Genomic DNA, 25,234 nt, shown 5'->3' with positions numbered 1-25,234 from the left:
CCCACAGGTGATGTGTGTAAACGCCTGGATCAGCGTTCGCGCAGGGCCTCCTTGGCCCGGTTCAGCGGCTTGATCAGGTAATCGAGGATGGTCTTCTCGCCGGTGCGGATATCCACCGTGGCAATCATCCCCGGCACGATCGCAAAATGCTTGCCGGCCTTGTTCTGCAAGCTGTCCTGCTCGGTGCGGATGAACACCCGGTAGTAGTAGATTTCCGGTTTCACCTCATCCTGCAGGGTGTCCGGCGAGATCCCTACCACCTTGCCATCCAGCCCGCCATACACCGAATAGTCATAGGCACTGATCTTGACCTTGGCCGCCTGATCCGGGTGGATGAAGGCGATATCGCGTGGGGCGATGCGGGTTTCGATCAGCAGGCGTTCGTCCATCGGCACGATCTTCATCACCTGGCCACCGGGCTGCACCACGCCGCCCAGGGTATTGACCTCGATGTCCTTGACGATGCCGCGCACCGGTGAGCGCAAGGTCAGGCGGGTAAGCGAGTCACTTCGCCCACGGACCACTTCCGACAGGCTGTCGGCCTCGGCGCTGGCTTTGGCCAGCTCTTCCCGGGCACGCACAAGGTAGTCGGAGCGGGCTTCGTTGGCCTTGAGCTCCAGTTCTGAACGCTGGCGGTTCAGGCGAATCACTTCGACCCGGCTGGAGGCGCCCATCTTTGCAAGGTTCTCGGTAATCTTCAGCTCGCTGCGCACCAGTTGCAGCGAGTCCTGGATGCCAGCCAGGGTCTGCTCCAGCCCGCGGCGGCGGGTCTGGTACAGCGCGGTTTCCGCGTCGATCAGGTCGGGCGAGTCGCGCAGGCTTTCCGGGAAGGTCAGCGGCTTGCCCGTGACCTCTGCCTGCAGGCGTGCCTGGCTGGCCTTGGCAGCGCGGTACTTGGCTTCGCTCTCGCCGACACTGGAGGCGGTCTTGGTCGGGTCGAGCTGGGCCAGCACCTGGCCGCGCTCGACCAGGTCGCCTTCGGCAACGCTCATCTGCGCGACGATGCCGCCCTCGAACGACTGGATCACCTGCTCCCGCGAACTGGGGATCACCTTGCCGGTGCCGGTGGACACTTCGGTCACCTCGAACCAGGCGGCCCAGCCCAGGAATGCGGCCAGCATCAAGGCACAGATGGTGATGATGCGGCCGGCGCGGAACACCGCCTGGTCGTCCTGCCCATCCAGGTAGGAGGCCGGGAGTTCATGGTTGCTCATGCCTGGGCTCCTTGCAGTTTGGCCAGCGCGGCATCGCGGGTGTCATCGATGACGATGCGCCCGCCGTCCAGCACCAGGATGCGGTCGACCCGTTGCAGCACGCTCAGGCGGTGGGTGGCGATCACCAGGGTGCGGCCCTGGCAGAAGCGTTCGAGGTTATCCAGCAGTTTGCGCTCGGTCATGTCGTCCAGCGACGCAGTCGGCTCGTCCAGCAGCAACACTTGCGGCTGGCGCACCAGCAGGCGCGACAGCACCAGGGCCTGGCGCTGGCCGCCGGACAAGCCCAGGCCGCCTTCCAGGATCAGGTGGTCCATGCCCTTGGGCAGGCGGCGGACGAAGTCCAGCGCGCCCGTGGCAGCCAGCGCGGCCACCAGCTCCTGGTCACTGGCCTGGCCGGCGCCGAGGGTGAGGTTTTCCCGCAGGGTGCCGTGGAACAAGCGCGCGTACTGTGGCAGCAGGCCCACGTCACGGCGCAGGTCGGCCGGGTCGAGGTGGCCCATGGCGATGCCGTCCAGGCTGACCTCGCCTTGCACCAGGTCCATGGCCCCTCCCAGGGCTTGCAGCAGGGTCGACTTGCCGGCGCCGTTGCGCCCGAGAACGGCAATGCGCTCGCCCGGCTGGATATCCAGCTGGCCGATGTTCAGCACTGGCGGGGACTCCTCGCTGTAGCGGAAGTTGGCCTGGCGCAGGCGGTACTCGCCACGAATCGCCGGCAAGTGTACGCGGGCTTCGCCTTCGGGGTGGTCGACCGGTGACTGCATCAGCTTGTCCAGCCCTTGCAGGGCCACCTTGGCCTGCTGCCAGCGGGTCAGTACATGGGTCAGTTGCGCCAGTGGCGCCATCATCCGTGACGACAGCATCGACGCCGCCACCAGGCTACCGGTAGTAAGGTCGCCGGCGATGACCATCGGCGCGCCGACCACGATGACCACGGCAAAGACCGCGCCCTGCACGTTCTGGGTCCAGGTCACCAGGCCGTTGGTGAGGGTGCGCAGGCGCAGGTTGGTGTGGGCGCAGGCGGCGTTGTACTGGTTCCACTGCCGTTCAAAGCGTGCTTCGGCCTGCAGTGCCTTGATCTCGTCCAGGCCCTGGATGCTTTCTACCAGCATGGCGTTGCGCAGCGCCGACTCGCGCATGGAGGCATTGGCCAGCCGCGCCAGGCGCCGTTGGGCCAGTACCCCAGGCACCACCATGGCCAGCAGTGCGGCTAGCGGGATGAACACCAGCACGCCGCCGATCAGCCAGAACACGAACAGGAACAACAGGAAGAACGGCAGGTCGGCCAGCGCCGTGGCGGTGCTGGAAGTGATCAGGTCGCGGATCGATTCCAGCTCGCGCAGTTGCGAGATGAACGAACCGGTGGACTTCGGCCGCACCGAGTTGCGCAGGCGCAAGGCATGCCCGTAGACCAGGTCGCTCACCCGCAGGTCGGCGCGTTTGCCGAGCAGGTCCGTCACCTTCAGCCGCAGCAGGCGCATGCTGAAGTCGAACACCAGCGCCAGCACTACACCCCCGAACAGCACGTACAGGGTTGGCAGCGACTCGGCCGGGATCACCCGGTCGTACACCTGCATCGAGAACAGCACCCCCGCGAGGGCCAATACGTTGGCTACCAGCGAGGCGACCATCACCTGCCCATAGGGGCGCAGGTCGCGCAGCACGATGCGGGCAAACCAGTGGCGGTCGTAGGGTGCGGTGTAGTCATCTGTGCGCACATCGCGCAGCGGCCGCGCCGGGCGCAGCAGCGCAACGCGGTTGATGCGGCCCTTGAGGCTGTCGCGGGGCAGGCGAGAGGTCAGGCCCTGGTCACCGGCAAACACCACCGCCAGGTCGTCCTCTTCGGTGACCGATTCCACCACCGCCAGCTGGCCATCATCCAGTTCCAGTACCAGCGGTGTACGCCACTGTCTCAAGCCCTTGGCGTCGAAGCGCACGAAGCGCAGGGCCAGGCCGGCCTGGCGCGCCATGTGGCGAAGGATTTCATCCAGCGGGCGAGCATCCTCGACGGCGGCCAGGCGAATACGCTGGGGCGACACGTCCAGGCGGTAGTGGTGCGCCACCTGCAGCATCACTTCCAGCCACGGCCCAAGGTCCGGTCGATGAGGCGCTTCGGCCGCGGGGGCCGTGGGCTGTTCAGGCAGGGTCACATTGATCGAATCGGTCATGGCTGGATCTCCACCCCTTGCAGGTTGCGCCCCTCAAGGCCAAAGGCCGTGCGCAGGGCGCCGGTGTTGTACAGGCAGTCGACATCCAGGCGCAGCAGGTCGGAGCGGGTGCCGGCGAGTTCGAAGCGTGACTGGTAGATCTCCTGCTCGGCGTTGAGCAGGTCGAGCAGGGGCCGCGTGCCCAGGTCCAGGTACTGGCGGCCGTAGAGCATGCGCGCTTCCTGGATGCTGACCTGGCGCGCTTCCAGCGAAGTCAGCCGGCGGCCTAGCCCGGAGGTTTGTGCCATGGCCTCGGCCAGGCCACGACGGGCTTGCAGGCGGGCCGCGTCTTCGGCGGAGTCGGCGGCGGTCAGGGCGTGGCCGGCTGCGCGGCTGCGGGCGCTGATGGCACCCCCTTGATAGATAGGCACCTCGACGTTCAGGTAGATGCCTGCCTGGGTGCGGTCCATGCGTGAGTTGTCGCGGTTGTAGTCGTTGTCCAGGTAGTGGTTGACCTGCGGTTGCAACGACAGGGTCGGGTAGGCCTCGGCCTTGGCCTGGGCCAGCTCGGCCTGGCCCTGGGCGCGCTGGGCCAGGGCCATGAGCACGGCAGGCAGGCGGTCATCGCCTTGCGAGGGCCGCTTGCAGGCCTGGTTCAGCGCTGCTGGCGAATCCTCGGCCAGCGCCGGTGGGGTGATGCGCCCCATCAGTGCCGCCAGGGTCGAACGCCAGCGCTCGTACTGCGACTGGTATTCCTCCAGCGTGGCGCGGGCGCTCTCCACACGGGACTCGGCCTGCACCACGTCGGAGCGCGTGCTGGCGCCCATGTCGCTGCGCTGGCGGGCCATGCCGGCAATGTCACCGACCCCGCGAATCTGGTCGCGGGCAATGGTCATCAGTTGTTCATATCGGCGGGTTTCGATCCAGGCATAAGCGGTGTCGCGGGCCAGGTCGTCGACCACCAGCAGGATATTGGCCTGGGCGCGCGCGGCGGCAGCCTGGGCCGCGCTGACGGCGCTGTCGACCTTGCCGAAGTCGTAGAGCATCTGCTTGAGCGACAGGTTCAGCGCCTGGCTGTTGCGGTCGCCGCCATAACCGGTGTCATAACCGGTGCGGATACCGCCGGAAATCTGCGGGTAATACCCGGCGCGGGCGACGTTGATGCCTTCGCCCTGCTTATAGAGGTTGCCGATGGCCTCGGCGATGCTGGGGTGCCATTGAGCGGCCTGCAGCACCGCGTCGGTCAGCCCCAGCCGCTCGCCACTGGCGACCGGGGCCATGCCGGTGGCGGGGCGTGCGGGCACCGCTTCGGGCGCATCGCGTAACAGCGATGGCCCGATCTGGCGCAGTTGGGGGTCTATGTCATCGGCTGCCTGGGCAACCGGGTGGAAGTTCAGGGCCAGGAGCCCGAAGGCTCCCAGCAACAGCGGTGACAGCGGACTGCTTCGCTTCACATAGTTCCCTTACTGCTGGTCGTCCTTGCCGCCGGGCATTTGCCCGGCGGGTTTGCAGCGGCCTCAGACCACATGGATACCGTTCTGCACCCACAGGTGATGGCTTGGATCCTCCTGGGCCGTGTATTGGTTATAGTCGATACCGTCGGCAGTTTGGTTCCCGACCAGCGTCCAGTTGTCCGTCATGTGAACCGAGTCTTTGTCGTCCCCTTTGATGATGAGTGTGTCGGTGCCGGTTTCGGTGATTGCCACCACGTCCGCCAGGTTGAGCGTCAGCGCCACCGAACTGGTGTCGTTGAGGTCGATGACTTCGATGTCGTGCACGCGCCCGGCCAGGTTGCCCAGGTCGATGCTGGCATCGCCGCCGCCCCACAGCAGGGTGTCTGTACCGGTGCCGCCCTCGACGCTGGCGAAGTTCTGGTCGACCACCACCAGCGTGTCATTACCCGCACCACCCTGCAGGGTGATGTGGCCACCCTGGCTGCCATCGAGGTGGTCGTTGCCGTCGGTACCGGCGATCACATCGGTGGCGGCTGCCAGGCTGGCCAGCGCTACTGCCTCGTCACCGGTGTCGGCCTGCAGCGAAGTGAAGGTGGTGAGGCCGGCAGCATTGTCGAGGTTGACGGTCAGCGTTGCCGTGTCGGTGGTGCCGTTCGGGTGGGTCAGCTCGTAGGTGAAGGTGTCGTGCTGGCCGACCACCGCCGAGGTAAGCCCCGGGTTGAGGGTGTAGGTGTAGCTGCCGTCGGCATGCACCAGCAGCGTGCCGTAGGTGCCGGCCACGCTCACCCCGTTGTAGCCCGGGATGGTGTAGGTGTTGGCCGCTGTCAGTACGCTCAGCACGGTCAGTGCCGAACCGACGTTGTCGTCACTCAGCAGGTTGCCGGTGGCTGCCGTCGCGCCGCTGACCACGAACTCGGTCAGGTGCGTGGTGGTGGCGTTGAGGCTGGTGGTGATGGAACTGAGCAGGCCGATGCCGCCGGCGGTGACACGCACGTGGTAGGTGCCAGCCCCCTGGTTCTGGAAGGTATACCCCGCGCCGCCACCCAGCAGGCTGATCAGCGAACCCCCCGGTACCGACTGCACCAGCACATACTGGCCGGTGGCCGGGTTGAGCTTGAGCAGCTCGATGGTGGTGCCGTTGAGCAGGCTCAACAGGTTGGTGGAGTTGACCACCACCTGCAGGTTGGCCGTGGTATCGGCGGCAACCGTGGTGGTGTAGGTGGCCTGGCGGGTACCGATCACCGGCAGGCTCAGCGAGCCCAGGGTGCTGCTGCTGGTGTCCACGCGGTTGGCCAGGGTGACGTGGCTGGTACCGACATCGTTGACTGCGTCGACCACCGTGGCCGGTGCAGCGTAGTTGGTGTTGCTCCAGACCTCCGTGGCTTGCGGGCTGTCGATGCGCACGTACAGGTTGGCGGTATCGGACAAGCCGTTCGGGTGCACCAGCTGGTAGCTGAACACGTCCACCTTGCCGACACTGTTCGGGCTGCCGTTAGGCGTGTAGGTGTAACTGCCATCGGCACTGATCACCAGGGTGCCGTACTGGCCCTGGACCGTGGTCGAAGTACCGGCCGAGACATAGCTGCCGTTTTTCAGCACTTGCAGCACGGCGGCGCTGTCCGGGCCACGGGCATCCACCGCGCCATCGGTGCCCACGTCGGTGATGACGTTGCCCGAGGTGGCCGTGCCGGTGCCGGTGAACTGGGTCAGGCTGGTGGAGGTGATGTCCAGCGAGGTGCTCACGTTGGTCACCAGGCCGATGCCGCCACTGCCCACGGTCAGCCGGTAGTCACCGGCTTGCAGCACGCCAATGTCCACCTGCAAGCCGATCGGCAGCACGATCAGGTCCAGTAGGCCCTGCGTGTTGCCGGTGGCGATGGTCACCCAGGCGCCGCTGGCGTCTTTTACCTGCAGGGTGAAGCTGGTGTTGTTGAGCAGCGCCAGCACGCTGTTGGTGGTCAGTGTGAGGGTCGGGTCGGCCGTGGTGCCTGCCGCCACCGTCCAGGTGTAGGTCTTGGAGAAGCCCGATAGCAGCGTGGTGAAGCTGTCGGTGTAGGTCTTGGTGGCACTGACCGCTGCCAGGTTGACCGTGGCCGTGGCCAGGTTGTCGCTGGCGATGACTGGCGCGTTGGCATCCACATCCGGCGCGGTGACGTTGACGTTGCCCGACACGTTGCCGCGCGGGTCACTGAGGGTCACCGAGAGGATCTGGCCGTTGTCCTGAGGCGGGCTCAGGGTCACGGTAAAGGTGCCGTTCGGCCGCACCGTCGTGGTTTGCAGTACGGTACCGCTGGCGCTGCGTACGGTTACGGTGGCACCCACTTCGCCAGTACCGGTCAGGGTACCGCCGTCGGCACTTATCAGCAGGTTGCCGGCAGCCGCAGGCGGGGTCAGGTCTGGTGCGGTCAGCCCAGTGCCGGTGGAGACGTTGCCGGCGCTGTCGGTGAGGGTGACGCTGAGCGCCTGGTTGTCGATCTGCGCCGCAGTCAGGCTGACCACGAACAGGCCGTTGCTGCCCACCGTTGCAGTCCCCAGCACGGTGCCGGCGCTGTTGCGCACGGTGACCGTGCTGCCGATCTGGCCAGAACCGCTGACCGAGGTGCCGTTGGCGTTGATGGTGGCCAGCGGGGCGGCTGGCGGGGTGGTATCCGGTGCGGTCACGCTGGTGCTACCGGACAAGTTGCCCGCAGCATCGGCCTGGCGCACCACCAGCAGTTGCCCGTCGTTCTGTGGCGAGGTCAGTGTGATGGTGAAGGTGCCATTGGCTTGCACCACACCGGTACCGACCTGGCCGTTGGGGCCTTGGACCGTAACGGTGGCGCCCGCTTCACCGTTACCGGTGAGCACCGTGCCCGCGCCGTTGATGGTGACGTTGGTCGGTGTTGCAGGCGGTTGCACGTCTGTGGCGGTGTAGCTGGTACTGCCGGACACATTGCCCGCAGCATCGGCCTGGCTCACGCCCAGTACCTGGCCGTTGAGCTGTGCGGCGTTCAGGTTGACGGTGAACACGCCACCGCCATTTACCACCGCCGTGCCGAGCACGTTGTTGCTGGCGTCGCGCACGGTCACCGTCGCCCCTGCTTCACCGGTGCCGGTCAGCACCAGGCCGTTCAGAGACAGCCCGGTCACCAGTGGGTTGGCCGGTGGCGTGATGTCGGCGGCTTGCAGGAAGGTCGGCTGCGATTCGCCGCCCACCAGTGCTACAGCAGTAACCGAAATATGCTGGCCGTTGAGCTGCGCTGTGTTCAGCGTCAGGGTAAAGGTGCCGTTCAGGGTAGCGCCGCCTGTGCCGATCAGGTTGCCTGCGGCATCGTAGACGCGGATGCCCACGCCGCTAGGCGCATTACCGGCCAAGGTCAGCCCGTCGCTGCCCAGCGTCACGTTGGTGGGGGGCACTGGCGGCGCGATCAGTGGTGTGATGTACGTGGCGACCGCAGAGGTATTGATGCCGTCGGATTGCGTCACTGCCAAGGTTGCGAGCGAGCCCGCCGCCGGCACCAGCGTTATCTGGAAGTTACCCGCGGCATCTACCGTGCCAGTGCCGATCACCGATCCGCCGCGGCTGATGGTGACGGTGGCATTAGGCTCGCCCTTGCCGGTCAGCACATCGAACGTGTTGTTGATGGCCATGTCGGTGACCAGCCCAGGCGGTGAAGTGTCGTTGGTCTGATAGGGCACAACCACCGAGGCGTTGCCCGCATCGTCCGTGGACACCACCGTGAGTAACTGGCCGTTGTTCTGCGGCGGGTTGATCGGCACGGTGAACTGGCCGTTTGCACCCACTTCCACGGTGCCTACGACGTTGTTGTTCGGGTCACGCACCGTGATGGTGGTGCCGGCTTCTGCCGTACCGGTCATCGACGTGCCTGCCGGGTTGAGCAACAGGTTATCGGGTTGCACTGGCGCCGTGAGGTCTGGCGCGTTCACCTGCAGGGGCGCCGACGGGTTGCCGGTGGTGTCCTGGGCGATGACGGTGAGGACTTCGCCGTTGATCTGCGGGTTGTTCAGGTTGAGGACAAAAGTGCCGTCCGGGTCGACCGTCACCTGGCCCAGCAGGTCGCCGTTGTTGTTGACCACGGTGACACGCGTGCCGGCTTCGGCAGTACCGATCACCTGGGTACCGCTGTCGTTGATGGTGGCGATCACGGTGGCCGGTGGCGTGGTGTCAACCGCCGTGACCGAACTGATTGGCGAGATGTTGCCGGCTGCATCGGTCAGGGTTACCTGCAGCACCTGGCCGTTGAGCTGCGCGCCATCAAGCTCGACGATGAAGGTGCCGTCGGCGCCCACTGTGCCGGTACCGATCTGCGTGGTACCGACGAAGACGCGCACGGTGGCGCCCACTTCGCCGACCCCGCCCAGCTCGTCGCCAGCCGCATTGAGCCGCAGCTCGGTTGCCGCCGCAGGTGGCGTGTGGTCCGGCGCCAGTACGCTGACCGGCAGGCTGACGTTGCCGGGTGGGTCGGCCTGCAGCACCGACAGCAACTGGTTGTTGATTTGCGCGGGTGACAGTTCGACGCGGAAGCTACCGTCGGCAAGCACGGTACCTGTGCCCAGTACGGTACCGGCGGCGTTGCTCACGATTACCGTCGCGCCGGCTTCGCCTTGGCCGCTGACCACACTGCCGTCGGCGTTGATCACCACCTGGGTGAGCGGTGCTGGCGGGGTGAAGTCCGGGGTTTGCAGGGTTGCCACTGCCGACACGTTGCCGGCCGCATCGGCCTGGGTGAAGCTGAGCAGCTCGGCGTTGCCCAGTGCCGGGTTCAGGGTGATGGTGAAGTGGCCGCTGGCATCGACGATGGCGCTGCCGATTTCGTCGCCGGCCGGGTTGGTCACGGTCACCAGCGCGCCTGCTTCGCCACGGCCGGTGAGGGTGACGCCATCCCCGGAAACGGCCAGTTCGGCAGGTGCCGTTGGCGGCGTGGTGTCGGGTGCGGTGATGGCGCTGGCGGCAGACTGGTTGCCAGCCGCGTCGGTCAGTACCACTTGCACTTGCTGGCCGTTGGCCTGAGGCGATGCGAGGTTGACCTGGAAGGTGCCGTCGGCGCGCACCGTTGCACTGCCCAGCACCGAACCATCGGCGGCGAGCACCCGCACGGCGGCACCTGCTTCGCCGGTACCATCGAGCAGGCTGCCACCCCCGGTGAAGGCCAGGTTGCCGGCAGCATCCGGGGCGACGCGGTCAGGGGCGATCAGGCTGACGCTGTTGGACTCGTTGCCGGCCACATCGGACTGGCTGGCGCTGAGCTGTTCGCCGTTGATCTGTGCGGCGCCCAGGTTGACGCTGAAGTTGCCGCTGGCATCGACCACGGCAGTACCCAGCTCGATACCGCCTTCGCCAAGCACGGTAACGGTGGCACCTGCCTCGCCGCGGCCACTGAGGACAAGGCCGTCGTTGGACAGCACCAGGTTGGTCAGTGGTTGCGGTGCCGTGGTGTCCGGTGCCTGCAAGGTGGCAGGCAGCGATACGGTGCCATCGGTGCCCGTTGCGCTGACCTGCAGCACTTCACCATTGGCCTGTGCACTGCCCAGGTTGACAGTGAAGGTACCGTCGTTGGCGACCGGGCTGCTGCCCAGCAATACGCCGTTGGGGCCATACACCTTGACTGTGCTGCCCGCGTCGGCCGTGCCGGTCACCGACAGGCCGTCGGCGGCCAGTACCAGGTTGTCCGGTGTAGCCGGTGCCAGAACACCCGGCGCAGTGACGCTTTGCCCAGGGGAGACGTTCTGTGCGGCATCGGCCTGGACCACGTTCAGGCTTTCACCCGTGATCGCCGCCGGCGACAGGGGCACGCTGAAGTGGCCGTCGGCTGCCACTGTGGCGGTGCCCAGCACGGTACCGTCAGGTGCCCGCACGGTCACGGTTGCGCCTGCTTCGCCATTACCTGTCAGGGTGGCGCCACTGGCGGAAACCGCCAGGTTGGTCACGGCGGCTGGCGGCGTGGTGTCGGCTGCGGTGTAAGGCGCGGTCGGCGACACGTTGCCGGCTGCGTCGGTGGCGGTCACCTGCAAGGTCTGGCCATTGGTCTGGGCACTGTTCAGGGCGACCTGGAAGGTGCCGTTGCTGCCGGCTATCGCCGTGCCCAGCACGTTGCCGCTGGCATCGCGTACGGTCACGGTGCTGCCGGCTTCGGCGTTACCGGTCAGTTGCAGCCCGGTACCGGACAGGGCGAGTGCGGTGGGTACCGCAGGCGGGGTGAAGTCCGGCGCGGTAACTGCCACAGCGGGGGAGGTGTTGTTGCCCGCGTCCGTCTGCGTAACGCTCAGGTGCTGGGCGTTGAGCTGGGCACTGTTGAGTGTGAGGGTAAAGCTGCCATTGGCCGCCACCAGGCCGGTGCCGATGATGGTGCCATCCGGGCCGCGTACGGTGACTGTGGCGCCGGCTTCGCCCAGGCCGGTCAGGGTCAGGCCGTTGTTGTTCAACGCCACGTTGGTCAGCGGCGCGGGTGGGGTCAGGTCCGGGGTCGTCACATTGACTGCTGGCGAAGTGTTGCCGGCGGCATCCACTTGCGTGACGCCGATAGCCTGGCCGTTGGCTTGCGGGGTGTCGAAGGTCACCGTGAAGCGACCGTCGGCGCCCACCGTGGCGGTGCCTAGCACGCTGCCGGCGGCGTTGCGCACTTGCACAGTAGCGCCCACTTCACCGCTGCCGGACAGCTGCCGGCCGTCCTGGCTCAAGGCCGGGTTGGTGATGGCGGCGGGTGGCGTGCGGTCTGGCGTGGCGAGGTTGGCCGGCCCGGAGACGTTGCCGGCAGCATCGCTGAGAGTGACCTGCAGCGGGCTGCCGGTGACTTGCGCGTTGGGCAGGGTGACCTGGAACTGGCCGCTCTGGTTGACGGTGCCGGTGGCCAGGATAGCGCCACTGGCATCGCGAATGGTCACTGTGGCGCCGGCTTCGCCCTGGCCGCTGAGCACGGTAGCCGCGCTGTTCAGGCTGAGGTTGCTGGCCGCCAGCGGTGCTTGCAGGTCGGGCGCCTGCAGGGTGGCCGCGAGCGAAACGTTACCGGCAGCGTCTGCCTGGGTCACGATCAGGTTCTGCCCATTGGCCACGGCCGGGGTGAAGCTGACGCTGAACAGGCCATTGCTGCCGACGGTGGCAGTCCCCAGCAACGTGCCTTGGGCGTCTGTCACGCGCACGGTTGCGCCCACTTCGCCCTGGCCGGTCAGCGTGCTGCCGGTCGCGTTGAGGGTGACCTGGGCCGGCGCGTTCGGTGCCGTGGTGTCATTGGCCACGACGATGGCTGGCACCGAAGGCTCGCCATCGACGGTAGCCTTGGCACTGACCTGCAAGGTCTGGGCGTTGAGCTGGGCATTCTGGAAGAACACACGGAAGGTGCCGTCGCTGCCAACTGTGGCGGTACCCAGGGTGGTGCCCCCGGAAGTCACGGTAATCAGCGAGCCGACCGTACCTTGGCCGGTCAGCAGGAAGCCGTCGGCGCTGATGGCAAGGGCCGACGGTGTGGCAACTTCCGTGCCTGTAGGGCCAGCTACTGGCACCTCGGGTGACTCATTGCCGGCAGGGTCGATCACCACCACAGCCACGGTCTCGCCAGTTGTGAGCGGCGGGTCGACCGGCACCACGAAGGTACCGTCCGGCCCTACGGTCACTGTGCCGCGCACGGTGTCATCCGGGTTGCGGATTTCTACAGTGCTGCCAGGTTCGGCAGTGCCGCCGACAGTGCCGCCGTCCGGGCTCACGCTAATGCCGGTGGCCGGCAGTGGGTCGGTGGTGTCCGGGGCGGTGGCAGAGACCGGCGCCGAGTCGTTACCGGCGGCGTCGGTCACCACCACGGTCACGGTCTGGCCATTGTTCTGCGGGGTATCCAGCGGCACGCTGAAACTGCCGTCCGGGTTGACCGGCACAGTGATCACATTGCCGGCCCCATCGCTCACGGTCACCGAACTGGCGCCAGGTGCGTTACCAGTCACAGCCGTGCCATCGCCATTGACGACCACGTCGGTGGGCAGTGCCGGTGGCGTGATGTCCGGAGCGAAGATCTGGCCGGGTTCCGAGGTATTGCCGGCGGCGTCGATCAGCGTCACATCGAGGGCCTGGCCGTCCAGTTGGGCGGGCGACAGTGGCACTGTGAAGTTGCCACCTGCCGATACGACGATGGTGCCTATCAACGTGCCGTCGGCAAGCCGCACTTCTACCGTGGAACCTGCCTCACCGGTACCCTGGATGGCGCTGCCGCCCGGGGTAATGGAAAGGCCCGCAGGCGCAGTGGGCGCAGTGCTGTCATCAGCGGTGAAGGTGGCCGACGGCGAGGCATTGCCGCCGCCATCGATCAGCACCACCGACAACACTTCACCGTTGGTCTGGGCGGGGGCAAGTGTCACTTCGAACGTGCCGTCCGGATTCACCGGTATGGTGCCCAGCAGGTCGCCTGCAGCGTTGCGTACCTCTACGGTGCTGCCAGCCTCACCCTGCCCGCTGAGCACTGTGCCGGTAGGGTCAAGGCCCAGGCCTTGTGCCGGCAGCGGTGCCTCGAGGTCAGGTGCAGTGACGGTGCCAGCGAGCGAGTCGTTGCCAGTATTGTCGGCCTGGGTGACAGACAGCGTCTGGCCATTGAGCTGTGGCGGGTCGATTGTCACCTGGAAGGTACCGTCAGGCTGGACCGTTGCGGTACCCAGTACTGCGCCACCCGTGCCGGTCACGGTCACCTGCGCACCAGGCTCGCCGCTGCCGCTCAGGCTGCTGCCGTCGCCAGCCAGAATCAGGCCGGTGGGTATATCGGGTGCCTGGGTATCCGGTGCTGGCAAGTCGACCGCCGCTGACAGGTTGCCAGCCGGGTCGCGTTGCTCCACGGTCAGTGCCTGGCCGTTGGTCTGCGGCGTATCGAGGGTGATTTCGAATGCGCCGCCAGTGCCGACCACGGTGCTGCCCAGCACGCTGCCGTCCGGTCCGCGCACGGTAACGGTGGCGCCCGGTTCGCCGTTGCCGGTGACCGTGGTGCCGGTGCCATCGATGGCCGGGGTGGTGACCACTTGCGGAGGGGTGGAGTCGGGTGCAGTGAAGTCTACGGGCCCTGCGCTGTTGCCCAGGTTGTCAGTGGCTTCGACTGTGAGGCTTTCACCATTGCGCTGCGGTGCGTTGAGGGTGACATCGAAGCGGCCGTCGGCGCCTACGGTGGCGATGCCCAGCACGTTGCCATCGGCGTCGCGCACGGTGACGATGGAACCGTTCTGGCCTTGGCCGGTGAGGTGAATGCCAGCGGTATCGATGGCCAGCCCCGAGGGTTGCAGTGGGCCGTCTGTGTCGGGCGCCATGATAGTGGCGCTCGAAGTATTGCCGGCTGCGTCGCGCAGCACCACGTCCAGTTCCTGACCGTCGGTCTGCGGTGGGTTCAGGACCACGCTGATCACACCGTCGTTACCGACCTGGGCGTTGCCCAGCACAGTGCCGTCGGCGCTGATGACCTGCACGGTGGTGCCCGGTTCGCCGCGGCCGGTGAGCAGGCCACCATCGGCACTCAGTTGCAGTTCGCTGGCTTCATTGGGCGGGGTGATATCGGGGGCGGTGATCTGGGTCGGCAGCGAGCTGTTGCCAGCGCCATCAACCGCCACCACATCCAGGGTCTCGCCATTGGCCTGGGCCGGGCTCAGGCCGATGGTGAAGCTGCCGTCCTGGCCGGCTTCAACGCTGCCCAGGACATTGCCCTGTGCGTCACGCACTTGCACCTGCGTACCGGCCGGTGCCGTACCGGAAACGCTGGAACCGTCGCCGGCAACCACCACGCCGCTCGGGCTTTCGGGCAGCGGGGTATCGGCAACGGTCACACTGACCCCTGCCGAGGTATTGCCGGCGGCATCGGTCTGCACCAGCACGATGTTCTCACCTGCGGTCAGCGGTGCTTCCAGGTCAACCACGAAGGTGCCATTGGGCGCCACGATGCCAGAACCAAGCACGACACCTTGGGTATCGCGCACTTCCACCGTGGCACCGGGCTCACCGCGGCCAGACACGGCCAGGCTGCCATCGCCTGCCACCACGTCGGTGACGATCGCCGGTGCGGTGATGTCCGGCGCCACATAGCTCAGCGGCACCGAGGTGTTGCCTGCCGCATCGGTCACAGTGATGGACAGGGTTTCGCCATTGGCCTGTGGCGGGTCGAGGGTCAGGCTGAAGCTGCCATCTGGCCCTACAATGGCGCTGCCGATCAGGTTGCCCGAGGCATCTTTCACCTCCACCCGGGCGCCCCCTTCTGCAGTGCCGACCAGGCTGTCGCCATTGCTCAGCACCAGGTCGGCTGGTTGCAGCGGTGCTACCTGATCCGGCGCCGTCAGTGGGCTAGGTGTAGAGACGTTGCCGGCAGCATCGGTCAGGGTCACTTGCAGCGACGAGCCATCCACCACCGGGGTTGGCAGTTGCACATTGAAGGTGCCATCCGGTTGCACGGTGCCGCTTACCAGCACCTGGCCCTGATCGTTGCGCACTTCCACGGTGGTGCCTGCTTCACCACGGCCGGACACCGTGCGGCCATCGACGCTGATGACCAGTTGGGTGGCAGGCGCTGGCGGTGTGGTATCACCGCCGTTATCAATGATCGGTGCAGTGACGGTGCCGGCTGTGGAGGCGTTGCCTGCGGTATCGGTGGCGGTCACCTGCAACTGCTCGCCCGCCACTTGTGGCGGGGTGAGGCCGATGCTGAACGTACCGCCGGCACCCACCACGACGCTTCCCAGCACGGTAGTGCCGTCGGCTGCCAGCACGCGCACGGTGCTGCCGGCTTCGGCACGCCCGGTCACCACGCTGCCATTGGCGCTGACAGCGAGTTCGCTTGGTGCGGCAGGTGCGGTGATATCCGGCGCGGTCACTTGTACCGGCAGTGACGAAGCCCCGTTGTTGTCGATGGCGACCACGTCCAGCAACTGGCCGTTGGCCTGGGCCGGGTTGAGCACCACGGTGAAGGTGCCCTCGGCACCCACCACGATGCTGCCGACCACGGCGCCGTTGGCATCATGCACTTCCACGCGGCTGCCGACCGGCGCGGACCCGCTGACGCTGGTGCCATCCGCAGCGACTACCAGGTCGCTAGGGCTGGCCGGTGTGGCCACCAGCGGTACGTCGAAGGTCAAGGCCCCGGAGGCATTGCCGCTGGCGTCGGTCTGCACCAGGCTCAGGCGCTCGCCCGGCAGCGCGGCCGGGTCCAGGTCGAGCAGGAAGGTGCCGTTGGCGGTCACCGTGCCCGTGCCGATCACGGTGCCATTGACGTCGCGTACCTCGACGGTAGCCCCGGCTTCGCCGCGACCGCTCAGGGTCAGGCCGTCTGCACCGACCACGATGTTGCTGACTGCGGCGGGCGGCGTGGTATCAGGCGCATCGAACTGCAATGGGGTCGAGATATTACCCGCGGCGTCCACCAGGCGGATGTCGAGGACTTCGCCATTGGCCTGGGCAGGGGACAGGGTCACGCTGAAGCTGCCGTTCGGGTTGACCACGCCAGTGCCGATCACGTTGCCCGAGGCGTCGCGCACCTGCACGGTAGCGCCAGCTTCACCGCTACCGGTCAAGGTAACGCCGCCGGCCAGGTCCAGGCCGGTCGGCTGGGCGGGGGCCTGCAGGTCTGGGGTGGCCACCGTGCCAGGGGTGGAGGCATTGCCGGCGGCATCGGTCAGCACCACTTGCAGGGTACTGCCATCGTTCACCGGCGGGGCCAGGATGATCTGGAAGGTGCCATCCGGGTTGACCGTACCGTTGGCCAGCACGTTGCCCTGGGCATCGCGTACTTGCACGCTGGCGCCCGCTTCGCCACGGCCGCTCAACTGGCCACCGGCGAGGCCGACGACCAGGTTGGTCGGGGCCTGGGGTGGGGTGGTATCGACACCGTCGATGTCTGGGGCCGTGACACTACCGGCGCTGGAAGCATTGCCGGCGGCGTCGGTGGCGGTGACTTGCAGCACTTCACCGTCCACCTGTGCGGGGCTGAGGGTGATGCTGAAGCTGCCCGTGGCGCCCACTACCGCCGTGCCCAGCACGGTAGTGCCATCGGCGGCCAGCACACGCACGGTGCTGCCCGCTTCGGCACGGCCGGTGACGACGGTCCCGTTGGCATTGATCGCGAGTTCGCTCGGGGCGGTCGGGGCGGTGATATCCGGCGCACTGATCTGCACCGGCAGGGACGATGCCCCGGTGCCGTCGATGGCGACCACATCCAGCAGCTCGCCGTTGGCCTGGGCCGGGTTGAGGATGACGGTGAAGGTGCCTTCGGCGCCCACCACCACGCTGCCGACCAGGTTGCCGTTGGCATCGCGTACTTCCACGCGGCTGCCGGCCGGTGCAGCACCCGTGATGCTGGTGCCATTCGCGGCCACTACCAGGTCGCTTGGGCTGGCCGGGGCAGGGGTCAGGGGCACCTCGAACTGCAAGGCTTCGGACGCATTGCCGCTCGGGTCCGTCTGTACCAGGCTCAGTGCGGCGCCCGGTTGGGGCGCCGGGTCGAGATTGACCACGAAGGTGCCGTTGGCGCCGACCGTGGCGGTGCCGATGACAGTGCCGAGGGCATCACGCACTTCGACGGTGGCACCGGCTTCGCCGCGACCGCTGAGCACCAGGCCACCGGTACCGACCACGACATTGCTGACAGCAGCCGGCGGGGTGATGTCCGGTGCATCGAACTGCAGCGGTGCAGAGCTGTTGCCAGCGGTATCCACCAACCGCACGTCCAGCGCCTCGCCATTGGCCTGGGCCGGGAACAGGGTGACGCTGAAGGTGCCGTCTGCGTTGACCAGGCCGGTACCAATCACGTTACCGGCGCTATTGCGCACTTGCACCGTGGCGCCAGGTTCGCCGCGGCCAGTGAAGGTGACGCCATCGGCCAAGGCCAGTTCGGTCGGCTGTGTCGGGGCTTGCAGGTCTGGCGAGGCGACAGAGCCCGGTTGCGAGACGTTGCCAGCGGTATCGGTGAGGGTGACTTGCAACGTGCTGCCGTCGTTCACGGCAGGGGACAAGGTTACCGCGAAGGTGCCATCCGGGCCGACGGTCCCGGTTGCCAGTACAGTGCCTGCGGCATCGCGCACCTGCACGGTGGTGCCGGCCTCGCCACGCCCGCTCAACTGGCTGCCGGCGAGGCCGATCACCAGGTTGGTCGGTGCGTCAGGTGGCGTGGTATCGCCCCCGTCGATGTCTGGCGCGGTGACCGAGCCAGCGGTCGAGGTGTTGCCTGCCGCATCGGTGGCGGTGACTTGCAGCACTTCGCCGTCGACCTGTGCCGGGTCCAGGGTGATGCTGAAGCTGCCCGTGGCGCCCACCACCACGCTACCCAGCACGGTGGTGCCATCGGCGGCCAGCACACGCACTGTGCTGCCCGGTTCGGCACGGCCGGTGACTACCGTACCGTCAGCGTTGACGGCCAGTTCGCTCGGGGCGGCAGGTGCGGTGATGTCCGGTGCGGTGATCTGTGTTGGCAGGGAGGACACGCCAGCATCGTCGATGGCCACTACGTCCAGCAGTTCGCCATTGGCCTGGGCCGGGTCGAGGACCACGGTGAAGCTGCCATCCGGGCCCGCCACGACACTGCCAATCAGCGTGCCGTTGGCATCATGCACTTCCACGCGAGTGCCGGCAGGTGCCGTGCCGCTGATGCTGCTGCCGTCTTCGGCGAACACCAGGTCGCTGGGGCTTGCCGGGGCGGTGGTCAGCGGCACTTCGAACTGCAGCGCTGTGGAAGCGTTGCCGCTCGGGTCGGTCTGCACCAGGCTCAGTTGCTCACCTGGCTGCACCGCTGGGTCGAGGTTGATAAGGAAGGTGCCGTTAGCGGCGACCACACCGGTGCCGATCACGGCGCCGTTGGCATCACGCACTTCGACGGTGGCGCCGGCTTCGCCGCGACCACTCAGGGCCAGGCCGTCGTTGCCGACCACGATGTTGCTGACCGCAGCCGGCGGGGTGATGTCCGGTGCATCGAACTGCAGCGGGGCAGAGCTGTTGCCGGCGGTATCCACCAGGCGTACATCCAGGGCTTCGCCATTGGCCTGGGCGGGCGCAAGGGTAATGCTGAACAGGCCATCGGCACCGACGATGCCGGTGCCGACGACGGTGCCGGCGGCATTACGGACTTGCACGGTGGCACCGGGTTCGCCGCGACCGGTGAAGGTCACGCCGTCAGCCAGGGTCAGCTCGGTGGGCTGGGCAGGGGCCTGCAGGTCCGGCGAGGTGACCGAGCCGGGTTGCGAGACGTTGCCAGCGGCGTCGGTCAGGGTGACTTGCAGCGCGCTGCCGTCGGTAACCGCAGGGGTAAGGGTAATTGCGAAGCTGCCATCGGCAGCGACAGTGCCGGTGGCCAGCACAGTACCTGCTGCATCGCGTACCTGTACGGTGGTGCCGGGTTCGCCGCGCCCGCTCAGCTGGCTACCGGCCAGGCCGATTACCAGATCCGTCGGGGCTGCGGGTGGCGTGGTGTCGACGCCATCAATGTCCGGCGCGGTCACCGCGCTGGTGGGTGATGTGTTACCGGCGGCATCAGTTGCCGTGGCTTGCAGCACTTCGCCGTCGATTTGTGGCGGAGCAAGGTTGATGCTGAACACCCCGGTCGGGCCCACCACGGCCGTGCCCAGTTCGGCGCCATCGGCGGCAACGATACGCACGGTGCTGCCGGGTTCGGCACGGCCGGTGATGACGCTACCGTCCGCGCTGACGGCCAGTTCGGTCGGGGCGGCAGGCGCAGTGATATCCGGAGCGGTGATTTGTGCCGGCAGCGAGGATACGCCGCTGTCATCGATGGCGACCACATCCAGCAGTTCGCCGTTGGCCTGGGCCGGGTTCAGCTCGATGCTGAAGGTGCCGTCGGCATTGGCGATGGCGCTGCCGATCAAAGTGCCGTTGGCGTCATGCACCTCCACGCGAGTACCCGCCGGGGCGGAACCGGTGAGGGTGGTGCCGTCGGCATCGATGGTCAGGTTGCTCGGGCTGACTGGTGCAGTGGTCAGCGGTACGTCGTACTCCAGGGCCACCGAGGCGTTGCCGCTTGGGTCTGTCTGTACCAGGCTCAGTTGCTCGCCCGGTTGCGCGGCTGGATTCAGGTCGATGAGGAAGGTGCCGTTGGCACCGACTACGCCAGAGCCGATGACGTTACCGTCGGCATCGCGCACTTCGACGGTGGCACCCGGCTCACCACGGCCGCTCAGTGCCAGGCCATCAGCGCCGACCACGATATTGCTTACTGCGCCAGGTGGCGTGATATCCGGGGCATCGAACTGCAGCGGCGCCGAGGTGTTGCCTGCGGCGTCCACCAGGCGTACGTCCAGTGCTTCGCCGTTGGCCTGAGCAGGGTTCAGGGTCAAGCTGAACAAGCCATCGGCACCGACGATGCCGGTGCCGATGATGTTGCCACCGGCATCACGCACCTGCACAGTAGCGCCCGCTTCACCGCGACCGGTGAAGGTCACGCCGTCGGCCAGGGCCAGTTCAGTCGGTTGGGCAGGCGGCAGCAGGTCGGCTGAGGTCACCGAGCCCGGCTGGGAAACATTACCGGCGGCATCGGTCAGGGTGACTTGCAGGGTGCTGCCGTCGTTCACGGCAGGGGCCAGAGCGATGACGAAGGTGCCATCGGCGCCAACGGTACCCGTCGCGAGGATGTTGCCTGCGGCGTCACGCACCTGCACGGTGGTGCCGGCTTCGCCACGGCCGCTCAGTTGGCTGCCGGCCAAGCCGATTACCAGATTGGTCGGGGCTTCAGGCGGCGTGGTATCCACGCCGTCGATATCCGGTGCAGTGACCGAGCTGGCTACGGACGTATTGCCGGCGGCATCAGTCGCAGTGGCCTGCAAGACTTCACCGTCTACCTGTGGCGGAGCAAGGTTGATGCTGAACACGCCGGTCGGGCTGACCACGGCCGTGCCCAGTTCGGTGCCGTCGGAGGCCAGAATACGCACGGTGCTGCCCGGTTCGGCACGGCCAGTCAGGACGCTGCCGTCAGCGCTGACGGCCAGTTCGGTCGGGGCGGCCGGCGCGGTGATATCCGGCGCGGTGACCTGCGCAGGCAGCGAGGACGCGCCGCTGTCATCAATGGCGACCACATCCAGCAGTTCGCCGTTGGCCTGGGCTGGGCTCAGCTCGATGCTGAAGGTGCCGTCGGCATTGGCGATGGCGCTGCCGATCAAAGTGCCGTTGGCGTCATGCACCTCCACGCGAGTACCCGCCGGGGCGGAACCGGTGAGGGTGGTGCCGTCGGCATCGATGGCCAGGTTGCTCGGGCTGACCGGTGCAGTGGTCAGCGGTACGTCGTATTCGAGGGCCACGGAGGCGTTGCCGCTTGGGTCGGTTTGCACCAGGCTCAGTTGCTCGCCGGGTTGCGCGGCTGGATTCAGGTCGATGAGGAAGGTGCCGTTGGCACCGACTACGCCGGTACCGATGACGTTACCGTCGGCATCGCGCACTTCGACGGTGGCACCCGGTTCGCCACGGCCATTCAGGGCCAGTCCATCAGCGCCGACCACGATATTGCTTACTGCGCCAGGTGGCGTGATATCCGGGGCATCGAACTGCAGCGGCGCAGACGTGTTGCCGGCCGCGTCCACCAGGCGTACGTCCAGTGCTTCGCCGTTGGCCTGAGCAGGGTTCAGGGTCAAGCTGAACAAGCCATCGGCGCCAACAGTGCCAGTGCCGATGAGAGTGCCTGCGGCATCACGCACCTGGACGGTGGCGCCCGGCTCGCCGCGACCGGTGAAGGTCACGCCGTCGGCCAGGGCCAGTTCAGTCGGTTGAGCAGGCGGCAGCAGGTCGGCTGAGGTCACCGAGCCCGGCTGGGAAACATTACCGGCGGCATCGGTCAGGGTGACTTGCAGGGTGCTGCCGTCGTTCACGGCAGGGGCCAGGGCGATGACGAAGGTGCCATCCGCGCCAACGGTACCCGTCGCGAGGATGTTGCCTGCGGCGTCACGCACCTGCACGGTGGTGCCGGGTTCGCCACGGCCGCTCAGTTGGCTGCCGGCCAGGCCTATTACCAGGTTGGTCGGGGCTTCAGGCGGCGTGGTATCCACGCCGTCAATGTCCGGTGCAGTGACCGAGCTGGCTACGGACGTATTGCCGGCGGCATCGGATGCAGTGGCTTGCAGCACTTCGCCATCGACTTGTGGTGGCGCGAGGTTGATGCTGAACACGCCGGTCGGGCCGACCACGGCCGTGCCCAGTTCGGCGCCATCGGCGGCAACGATACGCACGGTGCTGCCGGGTTCGGCACGGCCGGTGATGACGCTACCGTCCGCGCTGACGGCCAGTTCGGTCGGGGCGGCAGGCGCAGTGATATCCGGAGCGGTGATTTGTGCCGGCAGCGAGGATACGCCGCTGTCATCGATGGCGACCACATCCAGCAGTTCGCCGTTGGCCTGGGCCGGGTTCAGCTCGATGCTGAAGGTGCCGTCGGCATTGGCGATGGCGCTGCCGATCAAAGTGCCGTTGGCGTCATGCACCTCCACGCGAGTACCCGCCGGGGCGGAACCGGTGAGGGTGGTGCCGTCCGCATCGATGGCCAGGTTGCTCGGGCTGACCGGTGCAGTGGTCAGCGGTACGTCGTATTCGAGGGCCTCGGAGGCGTTGCCGCTTGGGTCGGTTTGCACCAGGCTCAGTTGCTCGCCGGGTTGCGCGGCTGGATTCAGGTCGATGAGGAAGGTGCCGTTGGCACCGACTACGCCGGTACCGATGACGTTACCGTCGGCATCGCGCACTTCGACGGTGGCACCCGGTTCGCCACGGCCACTCAGGGCCAGTCCATCAGCGCCGACCACGATATTGCTTACTGCGCCAGGTGGCGTGATATCCGGGGCATCGAACTGCAGCGGCGCCGAGGTGTTGCCTGCGGCATCCACCAGACGCACGTCCAAGGCTTCGCCATTGGCCTGCGCAGGGTTCAGGGTCAAGCTGAACAGGCCATCGGCGCCAACAGTGCCAGTGCCGATGAGAGTGCCTGCGGCATCACGCACCTGGACGGTGGCGCCCGGCTCGCCGCGACCGGTGAAGGTCACGCCGTCGGCCAGGGCCAGTTCAGTCGGTTGGGCAGGCGGCAGCAGGTCAGCAGAGGTGACCGAGCCCGGTTGCGACACGTTACCGGCGGCGTCGGTCAGGGTGACTTGCAGGGTGCTGCCGTCAGTGACGGCAGGGGCCAGGGCGATGACGAAGGTGCCATCCGCGCCAACGGTACCCGTCGCGAGGATGTTGCCTGCGGCGTCACGCACCTGCACGGTGGTGCCGGCTTCGCCACGGCCGCTCAGTTGGCTGCCGGCCAAGCCGATTACCAGATTGGTCGGGGCTTCAGGCGGCGTGGTATCCACGCCGTCGATATCCGGTGCAGTGACCGAGCTGGCCACGGACGTGTTGCCAGCGGCATCCGTCGCAGTGGCCTGCAAGACTTCACCGTCTACCTGTGGCGGAGCAAGGTTGATGCTGAATACACCGGTCGGACCGACCACGGCCGTGCCCAGTTCGGTGCCGTCGGCGGCCAGAATACGCACGGTGCTGCCCGGTTCGGCGCGGCCAGTCAGGACGCTGCCGTCAGCGCTGACGGCCAGTTCGGTCGGGGCGGCGGGTGCGGTGATGTCCGGCGCGGTGACCTGCGCAGGCAGCGAAGAAACGCCGCTGTCATCAATGGCGACCACATCCAGCAGTTCGCCGTTGGCCTGGGCTGGGCTCAGCTCGATGCTGAAGGTGCCGTCGGCATTGGCGATGGCGCTGCCGATCAATGTGCCGTTGGCGTCGTGTACTTCGACGCGGCTGCCCGCTGGCGCGGAACCAGTCAGAGTAGTGCCGTCGGCATCGATGGCCAGGTTGCTCGGGCTGACTGGTGCAGTGGTCAGTGGTACATCGTATTCGACGGCCACAGAGGTGTTGCCGCTTGGGTCGGTCTGTACCAGGCTCAGCTGTTCGCCCTGCTGTGCAGCCGGGTCGAGGTCGATCAGGAAGGTACCGTTGGCACTCACCACGCCAGAGCCGATGACGTTGCCGTCGGCATCGCGCACTTCTACGGTGGCGCCAGGTTCGCCACGCCCGCTCAGGGCCGTGCCTCCCGGGCCGACCAGAATGTCGGTGACGGCATCAGGCGGGGTGATGTCCGGGGCGGTGAATTCCAGTGGTATCGAGCTATTGCCCGCGGCATCGACCTGGCGAATGTCCAGGGCTTCGCCGTTGGCCTGGGCAGGCGAGAGGGCGAGGCTGAAGGTACCGTCAGCGTTGACCAAGCCGCTGCCGATGAGGTTGCCGGCAGCATCGCGCACCTGCACGGTGGCGCCGGGTTCGCCGCGACCGGTGAGGGTTACGCCATTCGCCAGGGCCAGGTCGGTTGGCTGGTCTGGGGCGCTGGTGTCAGGGTTGTCGACGTCCGGTGCCGTGATGCTTGCAGCTGGCGAAGTATTGCCGGCTGCGTCCGCGGCGCTGACTTCCAGGGCCTGGCCGTCGGTTTGTGGCGGTTGCAGGGTGATGCTGAACTGGCCGTCAGCACCCGCTACCGCAGTGCCCAGCACTACGCCGCCAGTGCCGCGTACGGAAACCGTCGAGCCAGGTTCGGCACGCCCGGTAAGGGTGGTGCCCTGTTCGTTGATGGCGAGGTCGGTCGGTGCCAGTGGTGCGGTTGCATCCGGGGCGGTGACGGTGCCTGGTGCCGAGACATTACCGGCACCATCGGTCAAGGTGACTTCAAGGTTCTCGCTGTTGATCTGTGGTGGGTTCAACGTCACGTTGAAGCTGCCGTCGGCACCCACGGTGCCGCTGCCGATCAGGTTGCCGGCGGCATCACGGATATTCACCGTGCTGCCCGCTTCACCCCGGCCGGTCAGGCGCAGGCCATCCGGCGACACCAGCAGGTCGATGGGCGTGGCCGGGGCAGTGGTATCGGGGTCCGAGCCGCCACCGCTGCTTCCGCCACCGCCGCTGCCGGCTGCAGCTGCTGCGCCACCGACACCGAGCAGGCTGAGCCCGGCAATCGCCCACGTCGGCATGGCGCTACCGGCGGTGCCGATACCCGCGACCAGTTCGTCCAGCGAGGCCACGTCTTCGAAGGTAAAGCCAGTGAACGCTGCCGCATCGTACTGGGCGTGCCACAGGGTGCCGTCTTCGCCGACGAAGACAATGTCGCTGCCGACACCGGCCTGGTCCACCGCGAAGAAGTTGCCGACGGTGACTTTCTCACCCGACTTCAGGGTGATTATCAGGTCCTGCCTGCGTTGGGTTACGGTGGCTACTTTGTCGGGAGATACCGGCATCTGCACGACGCCTGGTGCTTTGAGATTGATATTGCCCCAGGCGCTCTGAGTGGCGACTTCGGATTGCTTGTCGGCGATGACGATGTTGTCCATGGATGCTCCCTGCTGGTATCCGGATCCCCCAGCCCGAAACGTTCGGGCCACAACCGCCATAACAGAGCCCTTGCCGGGGTGTTACGCGCAGCCTCGACCAGGCAGTCGAGATTTGGGTGGTTAGGGAGATATAGCAGTC

General features: G+C 67.0%; 4 protein-coding genes. All 4 read right to left on the bottom strand.

What is annotated here, in order from left to right; all coding sequences use genetic code 11:
* Window positions 1-29 precede the first annotated feature (29 nt).
* A complete protein-coding gene (locus PP4_RS22535; protein WP_016501437.1) occupies window positions 30-1,214 on the bottom strand; it encodes an HlyD family type I secretion periplasmic adaptor subunit in 1,185 nt (394 codons plus the stop codon).
* Window positions 1,211-3,379 carry a type I secretion system permease/ATPase gene (locus PP4_RS22530; protein WP_016501436.1) on the bottom strand — a complete coding sequence of 723 codons (2,169 nt, stop codon included), beginning with the start codon at window positions 3,377-3,379 and terminating at the stop codon, window positions 1,211-1,213. Before PP4_RS22530 ends, PP4_RS22535 begins: the two co-directional genes overlap by 4 nt.
* Window positions 3,376-4,812 carry a TolC family outer membrane protein gene (locus PP4_RS22525; RefSeq protein ID WP_016501435.1) on the bottom strand — a complete coding sequence of 479 codons (1,437 nt, stop codon included), beginning with the start codon at window positions 4,810-4,812 and terminating at the stop codon, window positions 3,376-3,378. Before PP4_RS22525 ends, PP4_RS22530 begins: the two co-directional genes overlap by 4 nt.
* Window positions 4,813-4,875: 63 nt before the next feature.
* Complete coding sequence (locus PP4_RS22520; protein ID WP_016501434.1) at window positions 4,876-25,095, bottom strand: BapA/Bap/LapF family large adhesin; 20,220 nt, start codon at window positions 25,093-25,095, stop codon at window positions 4,876-4,878.
* Window positions 25,096-25,234 lie beyond the last annotated feature (139 nt).

Source organism: Pseudomonas putida NBRC 14164 (assembly GCF_000412675.1).
GTDB lineage: Bacteria > Pseudomonadota > Gammaproteobacteria > Pseudomonadales > Pseudomonadaceae > Aquipseudomonas > Aquipseudomonas putida.
This window is presented reverse-complemented; position numbering and strand designations above follow the sequence as displayed.

Excerpts from the sequence above, each read along its gene's own strand:
- PP4_RS22530 (WP_016501436.1), bottom strand. The coding sequence starts at position 3,379 with ATGACCGATTCGATCAATGTGACCCTGCCTGAACAGCCCACGGCCCCC.
- PP4_RS22535 (WP_016501437.1), bottom strand. The coding sequence starts at position 1,214 with ATGAGCAACCATGAACTCCCGGCCTCCTACCTGGATGGGCAGGACGAC.
- PP4_RS22520 (WP_016501434.1), bottom strand. The coding sequence starts at position 25,095 with ATGGACAACATCGTCATCGCCGACAAGCAATCCGAAGTCGCCACTCAG.